Source organism: Nocardia sp. NPDC004573 (genome assembly GCF_053602135.1).
The window spans coordinates 34,782-48,243 of sequence record NZ_JBSGDA010000019.1 but is presented as its reverse complement, the minus strand read 5'-3'; the positions used below and the strand labels follow the sequence as shown (position 1 = coordinate 48,243).

Here is a 13,462-nt window from a genome sequence, read left to right as displayed (position 1 = left end):
GGTCGATCACGATCGTCGGTATGGAAACACCGCAACTGATCTCGCGCAGGCAAGCGCTGGCCTCCGGACTGTCCGACAAGGCATTGCGCGGGCTGTGCAACTCCGGGCAATGGCAGCGGCTGCGCGCCGGGCACTATCTGAACGCGCCCGGCTCCGCGCTCGGCGCCACCGGCCGGCATCTGCTGATGACGCTGGCGACCGCCGAATCCACGTCCGACTCCGCCATCACGAGCCACTGTTCGGCGGCGGTGCTGCACGGGATGACCACCTGGGGCATTGCGCTCGACCGCGTCCATCTCACCAGGAATCGGATCAACGGCGGGCGGCTGAGCAGACGGGTCGTGGTCCATTCGGCCCAGGTCGAACCGGACGAGGTCACCCTGGTCGATGACATTCGAGTGACCACTCCGGCTCGGACGGTGCTCGACATCGCCCGCTCTGAGGGGTTCGACCAATCGGTCGCACTCGGGGACTCCGCCTTGCGCCAGGGCCTGACCACCACCGCCGAATTGCGGGAACACCTCCGCCGGGCCCGGCACCGTCCCGGATGTCGCCGGGCCGCCCTCGTCCTCGATCTCCTCGACGGCCGCAGCACGAGCGCAGGCGCGTCGCGCAGCCGGATCCTGCTGCACCGAGCCGGTTTCCCCGCCCCGCAGGTACAAGCACGGGTCTTCTCCGACGACCAAATCTGCGTCGGCCGCGTCGATTTCCTGTTCCCCGAGCTCGGCGTGATCGGTGAGTTCGGCACGCGGAGCGACCGTCGAACCGGTTCCCGCGCATTCTCCGTCGAAAGGGTGGTCGCGGCGGAGAAGGAGCGCGAAGACCGGCTCCGCGCCCTCGGCTGGGCGGTCGTCCGGTGGACCGGCGACGACCTCGCCGCTCCCGCCCGCCTGGTCGCACGCTTACACGCGGCCGTCCGCGCCGCCGCCGACAACCAACGCTCCGGCTACTGGACCCCAACGCCCAAGCCATGACTCTGCGCACCGACCCGGTGAAGCCGAAAACCGGTCGTCGCCGCACCGTGTGGTCACTCCGGACGCGGAGGGGGATGGAGCAAGAGGCGACGAGATCCCGCTGGGCACCGGAGTGCGAGCGTGGGCGAACGCACCGAACCGGGACCGGCCTGCGGCGGCGCCCCGAACGGGTCGCGGGGGCTGGGCGCCTGCGGTGCGGTACCGGAATCGACATGGGATGCGCGAAGGTATGTGAACCCTCCCAATGGAAGCCGAGCGGCCGGATCCGGCCCGTAAGGTACGGATCATGGTGCCTACCGATAGGTCCGAATTGGTGCGCTCGGTCGTCGAGTCCTATCTGCTCGCCGGAGCGCGGCGGTACAACCGCACCGAGGTCGCCGAGCAGTCGGGGACGACGACGGCGCTCACGCGGCGATTGTGGACGGCGCTCGGTTTCCCGTCGAGCATCGGTGACGACGCGGTCGACTATGCCGATGCCGACGTCACGGCGGTACGCAACTTCGAGCAGTTGACCGTGTTGTCCTCGGCCGACACCCGGCAGCAGTCGGCGACCGCCCGCACGCTCGGCCAGGGCATGGCGCGCCTGGCGGAATGGCAGGTCGACCTGGTGCTGGCGGAGATCGAGGAGCGCATCGCCCGGGCCGACCCGGGAGCCGACCCCGAGGAGACGGTGCGCACCGCCACCGAAGGCGCCATCGCCACCCTGGAGGAGCTGAACACCTATGCGTGGCGGCGCCATCTCGCCGCGGCGCTGTCACGCTCGCTCGACCCGGGGACCAGCGCGGGTGAGTCCGTGCGCGAACTGGCCATCGGTTTCGCCGACATGGTCGGTTACACCAGGCTGACCCGGCATCTGCATCCGGACGAGCTGTCCATGCTGCTGGAGGCGTTCGAATCCACCACCACCGCCGCCATCACCGAGAACGGCGGTTGGGTGATCAAGAACGTGGGCGACGAAGTCATGTTTGCCACGGAGACCGCCACCGAGGCCGCGCGCATCGCGCTGGCCATCCAGGAGTCGACCATGATGGTCGGCGGTACCCCGGACCTGCGCGTCGCACTCGCCTACGGCCCGGTACTGCAACGCTTCGGCGACCTGTACGGCTCGGTCGTGAACATCGCCTCCCGGCTCACCGGCGTCGCGCGACCGGGCACCGTCCTGATCGATGACGGAGCCGCCGCCGCCCTGGAGGGCGACCCGGCCTTCACCATCAAGCACCTGCGCAGCGTGCGCGTGCGCGGCTTCAACCGCCTGCGCCCGCATCTGCTGCGCCGCAACGGCAAGAACGGCAGGTAGCCGACACCGCCCGCCACCCGCCGCCCTAGGCTCGTCCGGTGGACAAGGATTGGTCACAGTTGCGCGCAGGTTGCCTGGTCGAGGAGGACGCGGCGATCCTGGCCCTGCGCAAACCCCCCGGCATCTCCGTCACCGGTGAGCGGCACGACACCGATCTCGTCGAACTGGCGGCCGCCGCGGGGGAAACACTGTATCCGGTGCACCGGATCGACAAGGTGACCTCCGGCTTGATCCTGTTCGCGAAGGAACTGCCCGCCCACGGCGAGCTGACCAGGCAGTTCAACAAGCAGACGGCGGACAAGGCGTACCTGGCCGTCGTCGCCGCCACCGGCCTGCCCGATACCGGCGTATTCGATCTGCCGCTCAGCGTGGGACGCAAGAACCGGGTGCGGATCGCGGCGCCGCGAGAACGCATCCGGCACGAGGGGGGCCGCTGGTTCGTCGATGACGCCGACCTGCTGCCCGCCAAGAACTACCCGTCGCTCACCCGTTTCGTCACGGTGCTGCGCGGCCCCGCGCACACCGTGCTCGCCCTGCGCCCGGTTACCGGCCGTCGCCACCAGATTCGCGTCCACCTGGCCTGGACCGGGCATCCGATCGTCGGCGATCCCTTGTTCGACCGCTCCGGCGCCGAACCGCGCGCCTACCTGCACTCCTGGCGGCTGGGCCTGACCGCATCGTGGCGCACCCCGCCCGAACTCATGCTGACCGCCGAGCCGGACGCCGACTTCTGGCGCCCGCTGGACGCATCCGCCGAACCGGCCGCCCTCCACCACGCCGCCGACGTGCTGCGAACCCTCGGCTAGCGCGTTCCCCACCGCCCCGGGTCGTCTCCGCATCTGCGAACGGGGTCGGTGTGCCGAGAGCGCCTACCGCCTCCGGGTGGTCTCGGCTGTGGACGACGCACCGGATGCGGTTCGACGGCCGCCGTGCTCGAGTTCGCGCCGGATCGAGTCGGCGCTGGTGCGCACCTTGCCGCGGAATCGCGCGATCTCCTCCGCGTCGGGGACATCGGCGCGCCGCTGCCCGCGCATCGAGTTCAGCGCCTTCCGGCGGGGAATCGACGGCCAGCCGGCCGATACCCGACGGTGCCGATCCCTCAGTGCGCTTTCGGTAGCCCACCGGCCGGCACCCTTGGCTCGCGACCGGACCGAGGGAACCTCCGGCGCGCATTCGAAGTCGCTGCCCGCCAACCGGTGCGTAGCGCCTGGACCGAACCGGGCGGCGGGCCGGGTCACGACGCACCGAGGTCGCGGCAACCCGCCGCTTCGCCCGGCTGTCGCCCCTGCGCAGCGTGAGGAACCGGAGCGGTGAACATCGGCTCGCGAATCGTCCACAGTCGTCCCCAGGCAGATCACCGAGGGCGCATGGCCGGTAGCACAGCCGTGCGGAGACAACCGTAATCAGTTCGGCCAGTTCGGGGAGCGACCGAGAAGCAGCAGGATCTGGTCGAGGGTCGGCGCTCGGTCCGGGACGGACAGCGCCGGGGCGAAAGCCGCGCCGGGGGCCGAGCGCTCGGGGCCGTCGGGAACGGCGAGGGAGATTGCCAGCGCCGCGGCGGCCACGTCGGGGTCGACGGTGACGGTCTCTCCGATCGATCGGGCGACGTCCCAGGCGTGCACGACGCTGTCCACGAGGTGGAAGCCGATCACCCGCGTGGCGGGAATCCGCTGATCGGTCACTTCGGGCAGCAGGAGCTCGCGCTCGAAGACGTCCTCGGCGGCGAAGGCGGCGAGGACGTCGTCGGCCGAAGCGCGGTAGTCGGCGACCGGATCCGCGGAGGCGAGGACGCTCCAGACCTCGGTGTCCTCGCTGCCGCGCGCGGCGGCGGCGAACCCGTGGTTCTGCGCGATCATGTGTTCCAGCAGGTCACGAAGACGCCAACCGGCGCAGGGGGTTTCGGCGTCCAGCCGATCGGCGCGCACGCGGGAGACGGCGTCCACGCTCAGCCGAACAGAACGGGCATGTCGGTCGCGCAAATCTTCCAGGGAATTAGTAATCATTTGCATATCATAGGATCGAGCTTACTATTTGCCAAGCAGTATCGTTGACCCATGCCGTCCGCCCGCCCCGATCTCGCCGCGATGATCGCACCGCTCGGGCGGGCGCTCATCGCCGCCGAATTGCCCATCCTGGAGCGCCACGAATTGTCGATGTGGGGCTACGTCGTGCTGCTCGGCCTCGGCGGCGAGCCCGTCTATACCCAGGCGGCGCTGGCCAAGGCGATCGGCGCCGACAAGACCCGAATCATCGGCGTGCTCGACGAACTCCAGCGCCGCGGCTTGATCACCCGCGAACCGGATCCGGCGGACCGGCGGGTCAACCTGGTCTCGCTCACCGACGCGGGCCGCGACCTGCGCGACCGAGCCCAGCGTGACATCCAGGCCGGCGAGGAGCGGCTGCTGGAGCGGCTCCCCGCAGCGGACCGCCGTGTCTTCCTGCGCGCCTTGCGCACGCTCTCCGACTCGGTGGCCGAACGCTCCGAATTCTGACCCGCAATCCGATCGCATTGTGACTTAGGGCACAAATCGATCAGTGCCCTCCGCCCGGTGGCGAGCGTCATGGCGACGCGGTATACGCAGGTCAACTAGCCTGATGACGTGCGGCGGACGCGACCCGCGCACCCTCTGACGCAATGCAGCGAACCCTAGCGAAAGCGAATGCCGATGATCCTGGTTGCTCAGGTCAGCGACACCCATTTCGATCTCGGCGCCCGCAACGCCGAGCGGGTACGACGGGTGATGGACTACTTCGCCGGATTGCGCCGCAGGCCCGACGCCATCCTGGTGACCGGCGACATCACCGATTCCGGCAAACCCGAGCAGTACGCAGAGGCCAAGCTCGCATTCGACACCGACATCCCGGTGTACGCCCTCCCCGGCAACCACGACGACCGTGCGGGCTTCCGTACCGCCCTGCTCGGCGAGCCATCCTCCGGCGCCCCCATCAACCAAGTGCGCCGCATCGGCGATCTCACCGTCGCACTGCTGGATTCGAGCGTTCCCGGGGAGCCGGGCGGACGCTTGTCCGACGAGACCTACCACTGGCTGCGCGAGGTGCTCGGCGGGGCGCCGACGGGTAAGCCGATCCTGCTCGCGCTGCACCACCCGCCCGCACACCTGTTCAGCCCGATCGTCGACGGGATCTCCCTCGCCGATCCGCAGCGGCTCGCCGACCTGGTGGCGAGTGACGACCGAATCGCCGCCGTGCTCACCGGGCACGCGCATTCCGCCGCGACCACCACATTCGGCGGCCGCCCGCTGCTGGTGGCTCCCAGCACCGCGTCGGTCCTGAGCGGGGAATGGGAACTCGACCCGCCCGATCACGTCATGGACTACGCGCCGGACCCGGCGGTCGCGCTGCACGTCTTCGCTGACGACTACCGCTTGACCACCCATTTCCGGACGGTTCCGATGGGCGGCCGGATCGGCGTGCAACCGGCCTGAGCGCGGTTTACCCGGTGCGAGCCGGGGCAATCGGGAGGCACACGACGCCTACCCGGGAGGACCACCATGGTCGACCTACCAGCCGCAGTGGTGAGGACCGCGTTCGCGACCGGTGCGCGGATCCGGCATGCGCGGGTTTTCCATCCTGCGGGCCTGCACCTGGCCGGTCGTCTGCATGCCGAGCCCGAGTTCGAGCCGCTGTTCGGGGGCGGTGATCGCGCGGTGATCGCGCGGGTGTCCAAGGGCATCGGCCTGCCCGACGGCCTGCCCGACGTGCTCGGCCTGGCGTTCCGCGTGCTCGACCGAGACGATCAGCCTTGGGATTTCGCGCTGGCCACCACCGGCCGGGGACCGCTGGGCCGGTTGGTGATCACCCCGGCGCGCGGCTGGGCCAGTGCCCGATACGGCTGCCTGATGCCCTACCGAATCGGCAATTCCGCGCCGACCTGGTTCTTCGCCGAGCCGGACAGCGTCCAGCCCTCGTCCGCGTCGCTCGAGGCGATGCAAGCTCACCTGGACGAGGACTTGGTCAGCTTCACACTCACCGCGGGCCGCCTCGGCGGGCCGACTTGGCGGGTCGCCGAACTCACGCTGCGGCTCGCCGAAACCGCCGAGTACCGCACGGATTACTTCGACCCGATGCTCAACCACCCGGCCGAGGTGGAATTGTTTCCCAAGGCCATCGGCAAAATCCGCGAGCTGGCCTATACCGGCAGCAGGAGCGGTCGGGGCGAGGAGACCTAACGCCGGACGGCGCGTTCACGGCGGTAGGCCGCCGGGGTGTTACCGGTCCACCGCTTGAACGCGAAGATGAAGGTCGAAGCTTCGGCATAGCCGAGACGGATCGCGACATCGCTCACCGATAGCGGTGTCGCCGTGAGCATTTCCTCCGCCAAAGCGCGCCGCACTTCATCCAGCAATGCGCGATAGCTGGTCCCCGCGGCATCGAGGTGCCGCCGTAGCGTGCGAGTGCTCATGTTGAGATCGTTCGCCACGGCGTCGATGCCGGGCGGGGCGGCGAATCCGTCCGCTCCGCCGCGCGGCACCAGACGTTCGCGCACCTCGGCCGCGATGCCGGTGCGGGCCCTGCGCCGGTGCACCAGCTCCCGGCACTGCGCCAGGCACATGGCCCAAGTGTGCTCGTTGGCCTGCGGCAGCGGTTTCTCCAACAGCATGGGCTCGATGGCGAACAGGTTGCGCAGCATGCCGAAACCCGGCGGCACGAGCGTGACCTCCGCGATCCGCTCGGCGTAAGCGGGCTCGGGGAAACGGAATTCGGCCCTGGTCAAGGGCAGGCGCGTGCCGAGCAGGTCGCTCATCACCTGATGCATCGCGGTGACGTCGCGTTCGACCAGGAACTGGCGCACGTCCGTCGGCACCGACTCGTCGTGTACCACCGCGACGAACTCGCTTTCGCCCCATTCGGCCACCGGTATGCAGAAGGTGAAGCTGAGATCGAGGTAGCGCAGCGCGAAACTGATCGCCTCCCCGAGTGTCGGGCTGCTGACGCAGGCGAAGCCGAAGATGCCGAAGGTGGTGATCCGGTAGCGGCGGCCGACCTCCACGCCCAGCGCGGGCCGGTCGCCGAGTTCGCGGACGAGATTGCGGATGACCGCCAGTTCGGTGTGCGCGTCGATCTGCGCGTCCGGATCGCGCAATTGCTGCTCGCCGAGCGCGGTGCCGTGCAGCATCCGCGCCGCGGGCACGCCGTGTTCGGCCGCGTAGCCGACCATCAGCGCCACGCTGGCCACGCCGCGCGGAAAATTCCAATCGCGGATATCCGGATCCTGCACCCGTTCCACGCGGACATTATGGCCGAATTTCTCTATGCGATGACACGGCGGCTCTACAGTGGAGTCATCTACGGTCGGAGTGAGGAGTCTCACATGACAGGGCGCGATCGGCCGTCGATCCTCGTCATCGGCGCGGGCTTCGGCGGTATCGGCATGGCGATCGAGCTGCGGCGCAACGGCTTCGACGACATCACCATCCTGGAGCGGGCCGCCGACCTCGGCGGGGTGTGGCGGGAGAACACCTACCCCGGCGCGGCCTGCGACGTCCCGTCCCCGCTGTACTCGTATTCGTTCGAACCCAAGCCGGACTGGCCGCAGCGATACTCCGGCCGCGCCGCCATCCACGCCTACCTGCGCGGTGTCGCCGAACGCCACGGCATCCTGTCGGCGATCCGTTTCGGCACCAGCGTCACCGACGCCGAATTCGACGACGCCACCGGCCGATGGACCGTCCGCACCGCCGACGGGGACAGCCGGATCGCGGACGTGCTGATCTCGGCGGTGGGCCAGCTGTCGCGTCCGTCCTTGCCCGCCATACCCGGCATCGACACCTTCGCGGGCCCGTCGTTCCACTCCGCCGAGTGGGACCACGACGTCGACCTGCGGGGCAAACGCGTCGCCTGCGTCGGCACCGGGGCCAGCGCCGTCCAGTACATCCCGGAGATCCAGCCCGAAGTCGCCCACCTCACGCTGTTCCAGCGCACACCGGCCTGGGTGATCCCCAAGTTCGACACCGACTACTCGCCGATCCAGCACAACCTGTTCGCACGGGTGCCGGGCGCGCTGCTGGCCGAACGGTTCGGGTGGTGGTCGATCGCGGAATTCGTCTCCCTCGGGCTGGTCGAGGTCCCCGCCATCGCCCGCTGGGTGGCCCGCATCGCCTCCCGGCACCTGGCCGAGCAGGTCGAGGATCCGCAGCTGCGCGCGAAACTCACCCCGGACTACCCGATCGGGTGCAAACGCGCGCTGTTCTCCAACGACTACTATCCCGCGCTCACCCAACCGAACGTACGGGTGGAGACGGCCGCGATCAGCGAGATCACGCCGCAGGGCGTGCGCACCGCCGACGGCGCGACGCACGAGGTGGACGTGATCATCTACGGCACCGGTTTCAAGGGCACGGAGTTCCTCTGGCCGATGGAGATCCGGGGCCGCGGCGGCCGCAGGCTGGCCGACGCCTGGGCCGACGGCGCGCATGCGTATTACGGCATCACGGTGCCGGACTTCCCGAACCTCTTCCTGGTCTACGGGCCGAACACCAATCTCGGCGTCGGCTCGATCATCTACATGATCGAGTCGCAGACCCGCTACATCCGTCAAGCCGTGCAGTGGCTGGCCGACCACCCCCGCCACTGTGTCGAGGTCCGCGCGGAGTCGGAGGAGGACTACAACACCGCGCTCCAGCGCCGCTTGGCCCGCACCCCGTGGAACTTCTGCTCGAGCTGGTACCGCAATGCCGCCGGTCGTATCACCAACAACTGGCCGGGCTCGCAGACCAGCTACCGTCGCCGCACCCGGCGCTTCGATCCAGGCCACTACACGATCACCCCCGTCGCGTGACCGATCGCACGGCTCGCGGGCCCGCTCGGATTCGCCTCCGCCCGGCATCACCCGCCGGGCTGGCAGACTTGTGCTGTGAATGAACTGGCCCGTCCGGGCGCATCGGCCGAACGCGGGCCGCTGCGGCCCCTCGAGTTGGCCACCGGCGCCGTGCTGGGCGGAGCCACCGTCGGGCTGGTGACCATCGGCTCGGTGGTTCCGTTCGCCGGCGCACTGCAGTTGGTCGCCGCGGTCCCGATCGGGCTGATCGCGCACCGCTTCCGAGCGCGAGCGCTGGTCACCGCGACCATCGCCGCCACGCTGGTCACCTTCGTCGCGGCCGGACTGGCTTCGGCGACGGTGCTGGTGGCCTCGGCCACCATGGGCGCCATCATCGGGACCGTCAAGCGGCGCGGCGGCGGCCTCGTCGCCGTGCTCGGCCTCTCGCTGCTGGCCGGACTGGCCTGGGCCGCGCTCGCCGTCGGGTCGCTGCTCGCGATGTCGAGTGCGCGCGAGTTGGTGTTCGACAACATCCGCAACGGCTCGCGCGGCTTGCAGGACCTCGCCGGCCGAGTGGGTCTGGCTTCGCTCGGGCAAGTCGTGGCAGACCTCGCCGACGCCGTGCTGCGCTCGTGGTGGCTCTGGGTGGGCGGCGGAATCGCGCTCGGCATGCTGGCCACCGGGGTGTGCTCCTGGTATGTCCTGGGCTCGGTGCTCGACCGGCTGGACTGGCTGCCCGGACAAGACCGGCTCGCAGCGCCGCCCGACGATCGGCCCATCGCGCCGCTGCCGGTCACGCTGAGCGATGCCGGATTCCGCTACCCCGGCGCCGCGCGCGACGCGCTCAGCGGCGTCGATCTGACCGTCGAGGTCGGGGAATTCGTCGCCGTGGTGGGCCACAACGGTTCGGGCAAATCGACGCTGACCCGTGTGCTGGCCGGGCTACCGCCCACCTCGGGCTCGGTGCGGCGCCCCGGCTCGGCCGGACTGGGACAACTCGGTGGCACGGCGCTGGTCTTGCAGCGACCGGAGAGCCAGACCCTCGGCGTGCTCGTCGCCGACGACGTCGTGTGGGGGCTGCCCGCGCACCTCGCCGCCGAGGTGGACGTCGAGGGCTTGCTGAGCGAGGTCGGTCTGGCCGGGATGGGCGGCAAGGAGACCGCCACGCTCTCCGGCGGACAGCAGCAGCGGCTGGCGGTCGCGGCAGCGCTGGCCCGGCGGCCCGCCCTGCTGATCGCCGACGAGGCGACCTCGATGATCGATCCGGACGGACGCCGGGAACTGGTGGAACTGCTCGCAGGCCTGCCGAAGCGGCATCCTATGGCCGTGGTCCTGGTGACCCACCACGAAGCCGACGCCGCGGCCGCGGACCGGGTCGTGCACCTGGCGGGGGGACGCTCGGTCGCGCACCTGCCCGCGTGGCCCCGCCCGGCGCGTGCCGCGCGCCGCAGGCCGATGGGCGAGCCGATCCTCGAACTGCGCGATGTCCGGCACACCTACAACCGCGCGACGCCGTGGGAAGCGCCCGCGCTGCACGGCGTCGACCTGTCCGTCCGCCAGGGCGAAGCGCTGCTGGTCGTCGGCGGGAACGGGTCGGGCAAGTCCACTCTGGCCTGGATCGTGGCGGGCTTGATCGAACCGATCTCCGGCCGATGCGAACTGCGCGGTAAGCCGGTCGGCAAGCAGATCGGCGCGGTCGGGCTGGCGTTCCAGCATTCCCGCCTGCAATTGCAGAAGCAGACCGTCGGCGCGGAGATCGGGGACTGGGGCGGGCGCGCCACGGGCTCCGGCGCGGTCGGGCGCGCGCTGGACGCGGTCGGGCTGGACCGGTCGCTGGCCGCGCGCTCGATCGAAGAACTCAGTGGCGGCCAGGCGAAACGGGTGGTGCTCGCCGCGATCGTGGCCAGCCATCCCCAAGTGGTCGTGCTCGACGAACCGCTGGCCGGTCTCGATCCGGAGGGCCGGGCCGACATCGTGGAATTGCTGGCGCGGCTGCGGGACGCAGGCTTGACGCTGATCGTCATCTCGCACGACGTGGCGGATATGGCGGCGGTGTGTGACCGCACGGTGCACCTGCGATCGGGCCGCATCCTGAGCGCGGAGTCCGCGTGGGCGCCAACGCCTGGGCCGAGCAGGGCGTCCGCGCAAGCCGATTCCGGAGCGCTGCGCGCGCCCGGTGAAGCGGCCTGGCGCTTCGATCACGGAGGTCGATGATGAGCACAGTGCTGCTGCGCCAGGTACCCGTCGGCAGTCCCGTGCACCGGCTGTGGGCGGGCACCAAGATGATCGGGGTGTTCCTGATCAGCCTGGTGCTGATGTTCCTGCCGTCCTGGCCGGTGCTCGGGGTGATGACGGCGTTCCTGGTGTTCGTGGGCGTCCTCGCGCGGCTGCCGCTGGGCACGCTGCCGCGACTGCCCTGGTGGTTCTGGGCGCTGTTCGTCCTCGGCGGCCTGCTCACGGCGCCCGTCGGCGGTGCGGCGGTGCTGCGCTACGCGCAGATCGCGACGTTCACACTGATCCTGGTGGCGGCCTCCTTCCTCATCGCGTGGACCACGCCGATGGGTGACATCGCACCCGCCCTCGCCAAGTTGGGCGCGCCGTTGCGCCGACTGCGGATGCCGGTGGACGAATGGGCGGTCGTCGTCGCACTGACCCTCCGCGGTCTGCCGTTGCTCATGGAGGAGATCCGGGTGCTGCGCGCCGCTCGGCGCCTGCGCCCCAAGGAGGGCGTGCTCGCCCGCGCCGCCGACAACCCGCTCATCGACCTCCTCACCGCGGCCATGGCGGTCGCCACCCGCAGGGCGGGCGAACTGGGTGAGGCGATCACCGCACGCGGCGGCACCGGACAGCTCACCGCCCATCCCAGCGCACCGGGCCTGCGCGACGCTCTGGCGCTCGTGCTGGTCGTCGGCGTCTGCCTCGGCTGCATCGCTCTGCACCTGCTGCTCTGAGCGCAGGCCCGCGAAGCGGTGTTTCCAGCCACATTTCGGCCGAGAAGATTTGCTGCCCGTTTGCAAAACGACTGATATCAGGTGAGATAACCTCCGATCGAAGACCTAGGCAGCGCGTGCTCGCTTCTACGCGTCGGACGGTAGCCGCCGACCCCGATCGCGCAGCCGTGCCACGGCGCACCACCTTCTTCGAGCGACCCGGCCCGTGGTTGACGCAGGCCGGGCGAACGCACCCGCCCACCGGATCCCGTCGCAAAACTCGCCAAAGCCATTGCTGGACTGCGGCTTACACTGGCCGCAGACCCATATCCGGGCACTTCGCAATCGATGTTTCGATTCGGGGGTTGCACCGCCCCGCTCCACGCAAAGGCCGACCGGTCCAACGGAAACGCCCGCGAGACCACACCGAAAATAGCCGTTGGCTATGAAAAGTTGGTAACAAAAGGCGGAAGATTACCCTCCGAATTCGTTTCCCAAACCTCTTCCGCCACAGTACAGTTATCACTCGGAAGTAGCTGTTCTTTGCATCACATCCCGGATGAGCACGCCGGTGGGGGAAGGAAATTCGGTGTGCGCCGCGTTCTCTATTGCTCGAAGCCTGATGAAGATTGGAAACCGAGAATGATTCTGCGGAAAGTCACTGCCGCTGTCGTGCCACTGGTCGCCGCGCTCACGGTAGGGTCCGGCGTCGCGCACGCGGAACCGGACGCGACAGCGGTCCCGGATATCGGCTATCGAGCCGAATTGATCGGAAACAAGGTCGTCACGACGCTCACCGCGGGCACGTTCGATCTGCGCGGTGACGCGGTCGACATCAAGGATGCGGCGGGCCACGTCGCGGTCACCCTGCCCCTCGCCTTCCGGCAGGACGGGCTCGAATACCCGATGGCCCACCTCGTGCGCGACGCGGGCCGAGTGCTGGAGCTGACCGTCGTCAAGGACGCGGCGCAGGCCCGCCCGGCGGCGACGCCGGTCGCCTCGCCGTTCGAGAACCAGCGCGCGATGGACGCCTTCCTGTCGCAGTTCGGCATCGCCACCGCGGTCGGCGGCTTCATCGGTACGGTCATCGGAGCGCTGGTCGGCCTGACGGGCATCATCGGAGGACCCATCGGTATCGCCACCGTGCTCGCGGGCGCCGGTATCGGCGGCATCATCGGCACCATCGTCGTCGGCGGACCGGCCCTGATCATCGCGGGTATCGATCTGATCAGCACGCTGGCCGCCCCGCCCGGCACCACCAAGTGGATGGACACCACCGGGCGTTCGCAGAACTGACCGGCGCCGCCGGGCACGACGCGCACCGAATCGTCCGCGATTCGGTGCGCTTTCGTCTGTCCGGACGGCCCACGGCCCGCCGGAGGTGAGCACCACGCATCGCGCACCCGCGCCCGTCGACGGATCCGGTGCCGCACCGACGATGACTTTCGAGACGAACGCCGCGCTCACACACTCACGCCCGTCG

The 13,462-nt window shown here is 69.7% G+C and carries 13 protein-coding genes; 10 read left to right on the top strand and 3 right to left on the bottom strand.

Translation table 11 applies throughout. From position 1 onward, the window contains the following. Positions 1-20 precede the first annotated feature (20 nt). From ACWEKR_RS25765 to ACWEKR_RS25755, 3 genes are all read left to right on the top strand, one after another. Positions 21-974, top strand: coding sequence for a type IV toxin-antitoxin system AbiEi family antitoxin domain-containing protein (locus ACWEKR_RS25765; protein WP_452356647.1), 954 nt, complete (start codon positions 21-23; stop codon positions 972-974). A 286-nt stretch (positions 975-1,260) separates the two neighbouring features. After that, a complete protein-coding gene (locus ACWEKR_RS25760) occupies positions 1,261-2,271 on the top strand; it encodes an adenylate/guanylate cyclase domain-containing protein (protein WP_195085627.1) in 1,011 nt (336 codons plus the stop codon). A gap of 38 nt (positions 2,272-2,309) precedes the next feature. Beyond that, positions 2,310-3,077 (top strand): RluA family pseudouridine synthase, encoded by a 768-nt coding sequence (locus tag ACWEKR_RS25755; protein ID WP_452356646.1) that lies wholly within the window; start codon positions 2,310-2,312, stop codon positions 3,075-3,077. A 63-nt stretch (positions 3,078-3,140) separates the two neighbouring features. Here the strand turns inward: ACWEKR_RS25755 and ACWEKR_RS25750 are convergent, their stop codons facing one another. Together ACWEKR_RS25750 and ACWEKR_RS25745 are read right to left on the bottom strand one after the other, a co-directional pair. Continuing rightward, a complete protein-coding gene (locus tag ACWEKR_RS25750) occupies positions 3,141-3,305 on the bottom strand; it encodes a hypothetical protein (protein ID WP_452356645.1) in 165 nt (54 codons plus the stop codon). 369 nt (positions 3,306-3,674) lie between these two features. After that, positions 3,675-4,274, bottom strand: a complete 600-nt coding sequence (locus ACWEKR_RS25745) for a TIGR03086 family metal-binding protein (protein ID WP_452356644.1) — start codon at positions 4,272-4,274, stop codon at positions 3,675-3,677. 51 nt (positions 4,275-4,325) lie between these two features. Here ACWEKR_RS25745 and ACWEKR_RS25740 point away from each other — a divergent pair, with 51 nt between their 5' ends. From ACWEKR_RS25740 to ACWEKR_RS25730, 3 genes are all read left to right on the top strand, one after another. After that, complete coding sequence (locus ACWEKR_RS25740) at positions 4,326-4,763, top strand: MarR family winged helix-turn-helix transcriptional regulator (RefSeq protein ID WP_195085630.1); 438 nt, start codon at positions 4,326-4,328, stop codon at positions 4,761-4,763. Positions 4,764-4,931: 168 nt separating this feature from the next. Beyond that, a complete protein-coding gene (locus ACWEKR_RS25735) occupies positions 4,932-5,717 on the top strand; it encodes a metallophosphoesterase (RefSeq protein WP_452356643.1) in 786 nt (261 codons plus the stop codon). Positions 5,718-5,783: 66 nt separating this feature from the next. Next, positions 5,784-6,461, top strand: a complete 678-nt coding sequence (locus ACWEKR_RS25730) for a phosphodiesterase (protein WP_159843374.1) — start codon at positions 5,784-5,786, stop codon at positions 6,459-6,461. Here the strand turns inward: ACWEKR_RS25730 and ACWEKR_RS25725 are convergent. Next, positions 6,458-7,519 (bottom strand): AraC family transcriptional regulator, encoded by a 1,062-nt coding sequence (locus ACWEKR_RS25725; protein ID WP_452356642.1) that lies wholly within the window; start codon positions 7,517-7,519, stop codon positions 6,458-6,460. The genes ACWEKR_RS25730 and ACWEKR_RS25725 overlap by 4 nt on opposite strands. Before the next feature lie 84 nt (positions 7,520-7,603). Between ACWEKR_RS25725 and ACWEKR_RS25720 the strand changes: the two genes are divergently transcribed. The 4 genes from ACWEKR_RS25720 to ACWEKR_RS25705 all read left to right on the top strand — a co-directional run bounded on the left by ACWEKR_RS25720 (position 7,604) and on the right by ACWEKR_RS25705 (position 13,275). Next, positions 7,604-9,070, top strand: coding sequence for a flavin-containing monooxygenase (locus tag ACWEKR_RS25720; RefSeq protein WP_452356641.1), 1,467 nt, complete (start codon positions 7,604-7,606; stop codon positions 9,068-9,070). A 75-nt stretch (positions 9,071-9,145) separates the two neighbouring features. Continuing rightward, the gene (locus ACWEKR_RS25715) at positions 9,146-11,263 is read left to right on the top strand and encodes an ATP-binding cassette domain-containing protein (protein ID WP_452356640.1); all 2,118 of its coding nucleotides are present in this window, start codon (positions 9,146-9,148) and stop codon (positions 11,261-11,263) included. After that, entirely contained in the window at positions 11,263-12,000 is a 738-nt protein-coding gene (locus tag ACWEKR_RS25710) for an energy-coupling factor transporter transmembrane component T family protein (protein WP_452356639.1), read from the top strand. The genes ACWEKR_RS25715 and ACWEKR_RS25710 overlap by 1 nt, the downstream gene beginning before the upstream one ends. Before the next feature lie 621 nt (positions 12,001-12,621). Continuing rightward, positions 12,622-13,275, top strand: coding sequence for an ammonium transporter (locus ACWEKR_RS25705; RefSeq protein ID WP_195085632.1), 654 nt, complete (start codon positions 12,622-12,624; stop codon positions 13,273-13,275). Positions 13,276-13,462 lie beyond the last annotated feature (187 nt).

Excerpts from the sequence above, each read along its gene's own strand:
- ACWEKR_RS25740 (WP_195085630.1), top strand. The coding sequence starts at position 4,326 with ATGCCGTCCGCCCGCCCCGATCTCGCCGCGATGATCGCACCGCTCGGG.
- ACWEKR_RS25735 (WP_452356643.1), top strand. The coding sequence starts at position 4,932 with ATGCCGATGATCCTGGTTGCTCAGGTCAGCGACACCCATTTCGATCTC.
- ACWEKR_RS25760 (WP_195085627.1), top strand. The coding sequence starts at position 1,261 with ATGGTGCCTACCGATAGGTCCGAATTGGTGCGCTCGGTCGTCGAGTCC.
- ACWEKR_RS25710 (WP_452356639.1), top strand. The coding sequence starts at position 11,263 with ATGAGCACAGTGCTGCTGCGCCAGGTACCCGTCGGCAGTCCCGTGCAC.
- ACWEKR_RS25720 (WP_452356641.1), top strand. The coding sequence starts at position 7,604 with ATGACAGGGCGCGATCGGCCGTCGATCCTCGTCATCGGCGCGGGCTTC.
- ACWEKR_RS25750 (WP_452356645.1), bottom strand. The coding sequence starts at position 3,305 with ATGCGCGGGCAGCGGCGCGCCGATGTCCCCGACGCGGAGGAGATCGCG.
- ACWEKR_RS25765 (WP_452356647.1), top strand. The coding sequence starts at position 21 with ATGGAAACACCGCAACTGATCTCGCGCAGGCAAGCGCTGGCCTCCGGA.
- ACWEKR_RS25705 (WP_195085632.1), top strand. The coding sequence starts at position 12,622 with ATGATTCTGCGGAAAGTCACTGCCGCTGTCGTGCCACTGGTCGCCGCG.
- ACWEKR_RS25730 (WP_159843374.1), top strand. The coding sequence starts at position 5,784 with ATGGTCGACCTACCAGCCGCAGTGGTGAGGACCGCGTTCGCGACCGGT.
- ACWEKR_RS25745 (WP_452356644.1), bottom strand. The coding sequence starts at position 4,274 with ATGATTACTAATTCCCTGGAAGATTTGCGCGACCGACATGCCCGTTCT.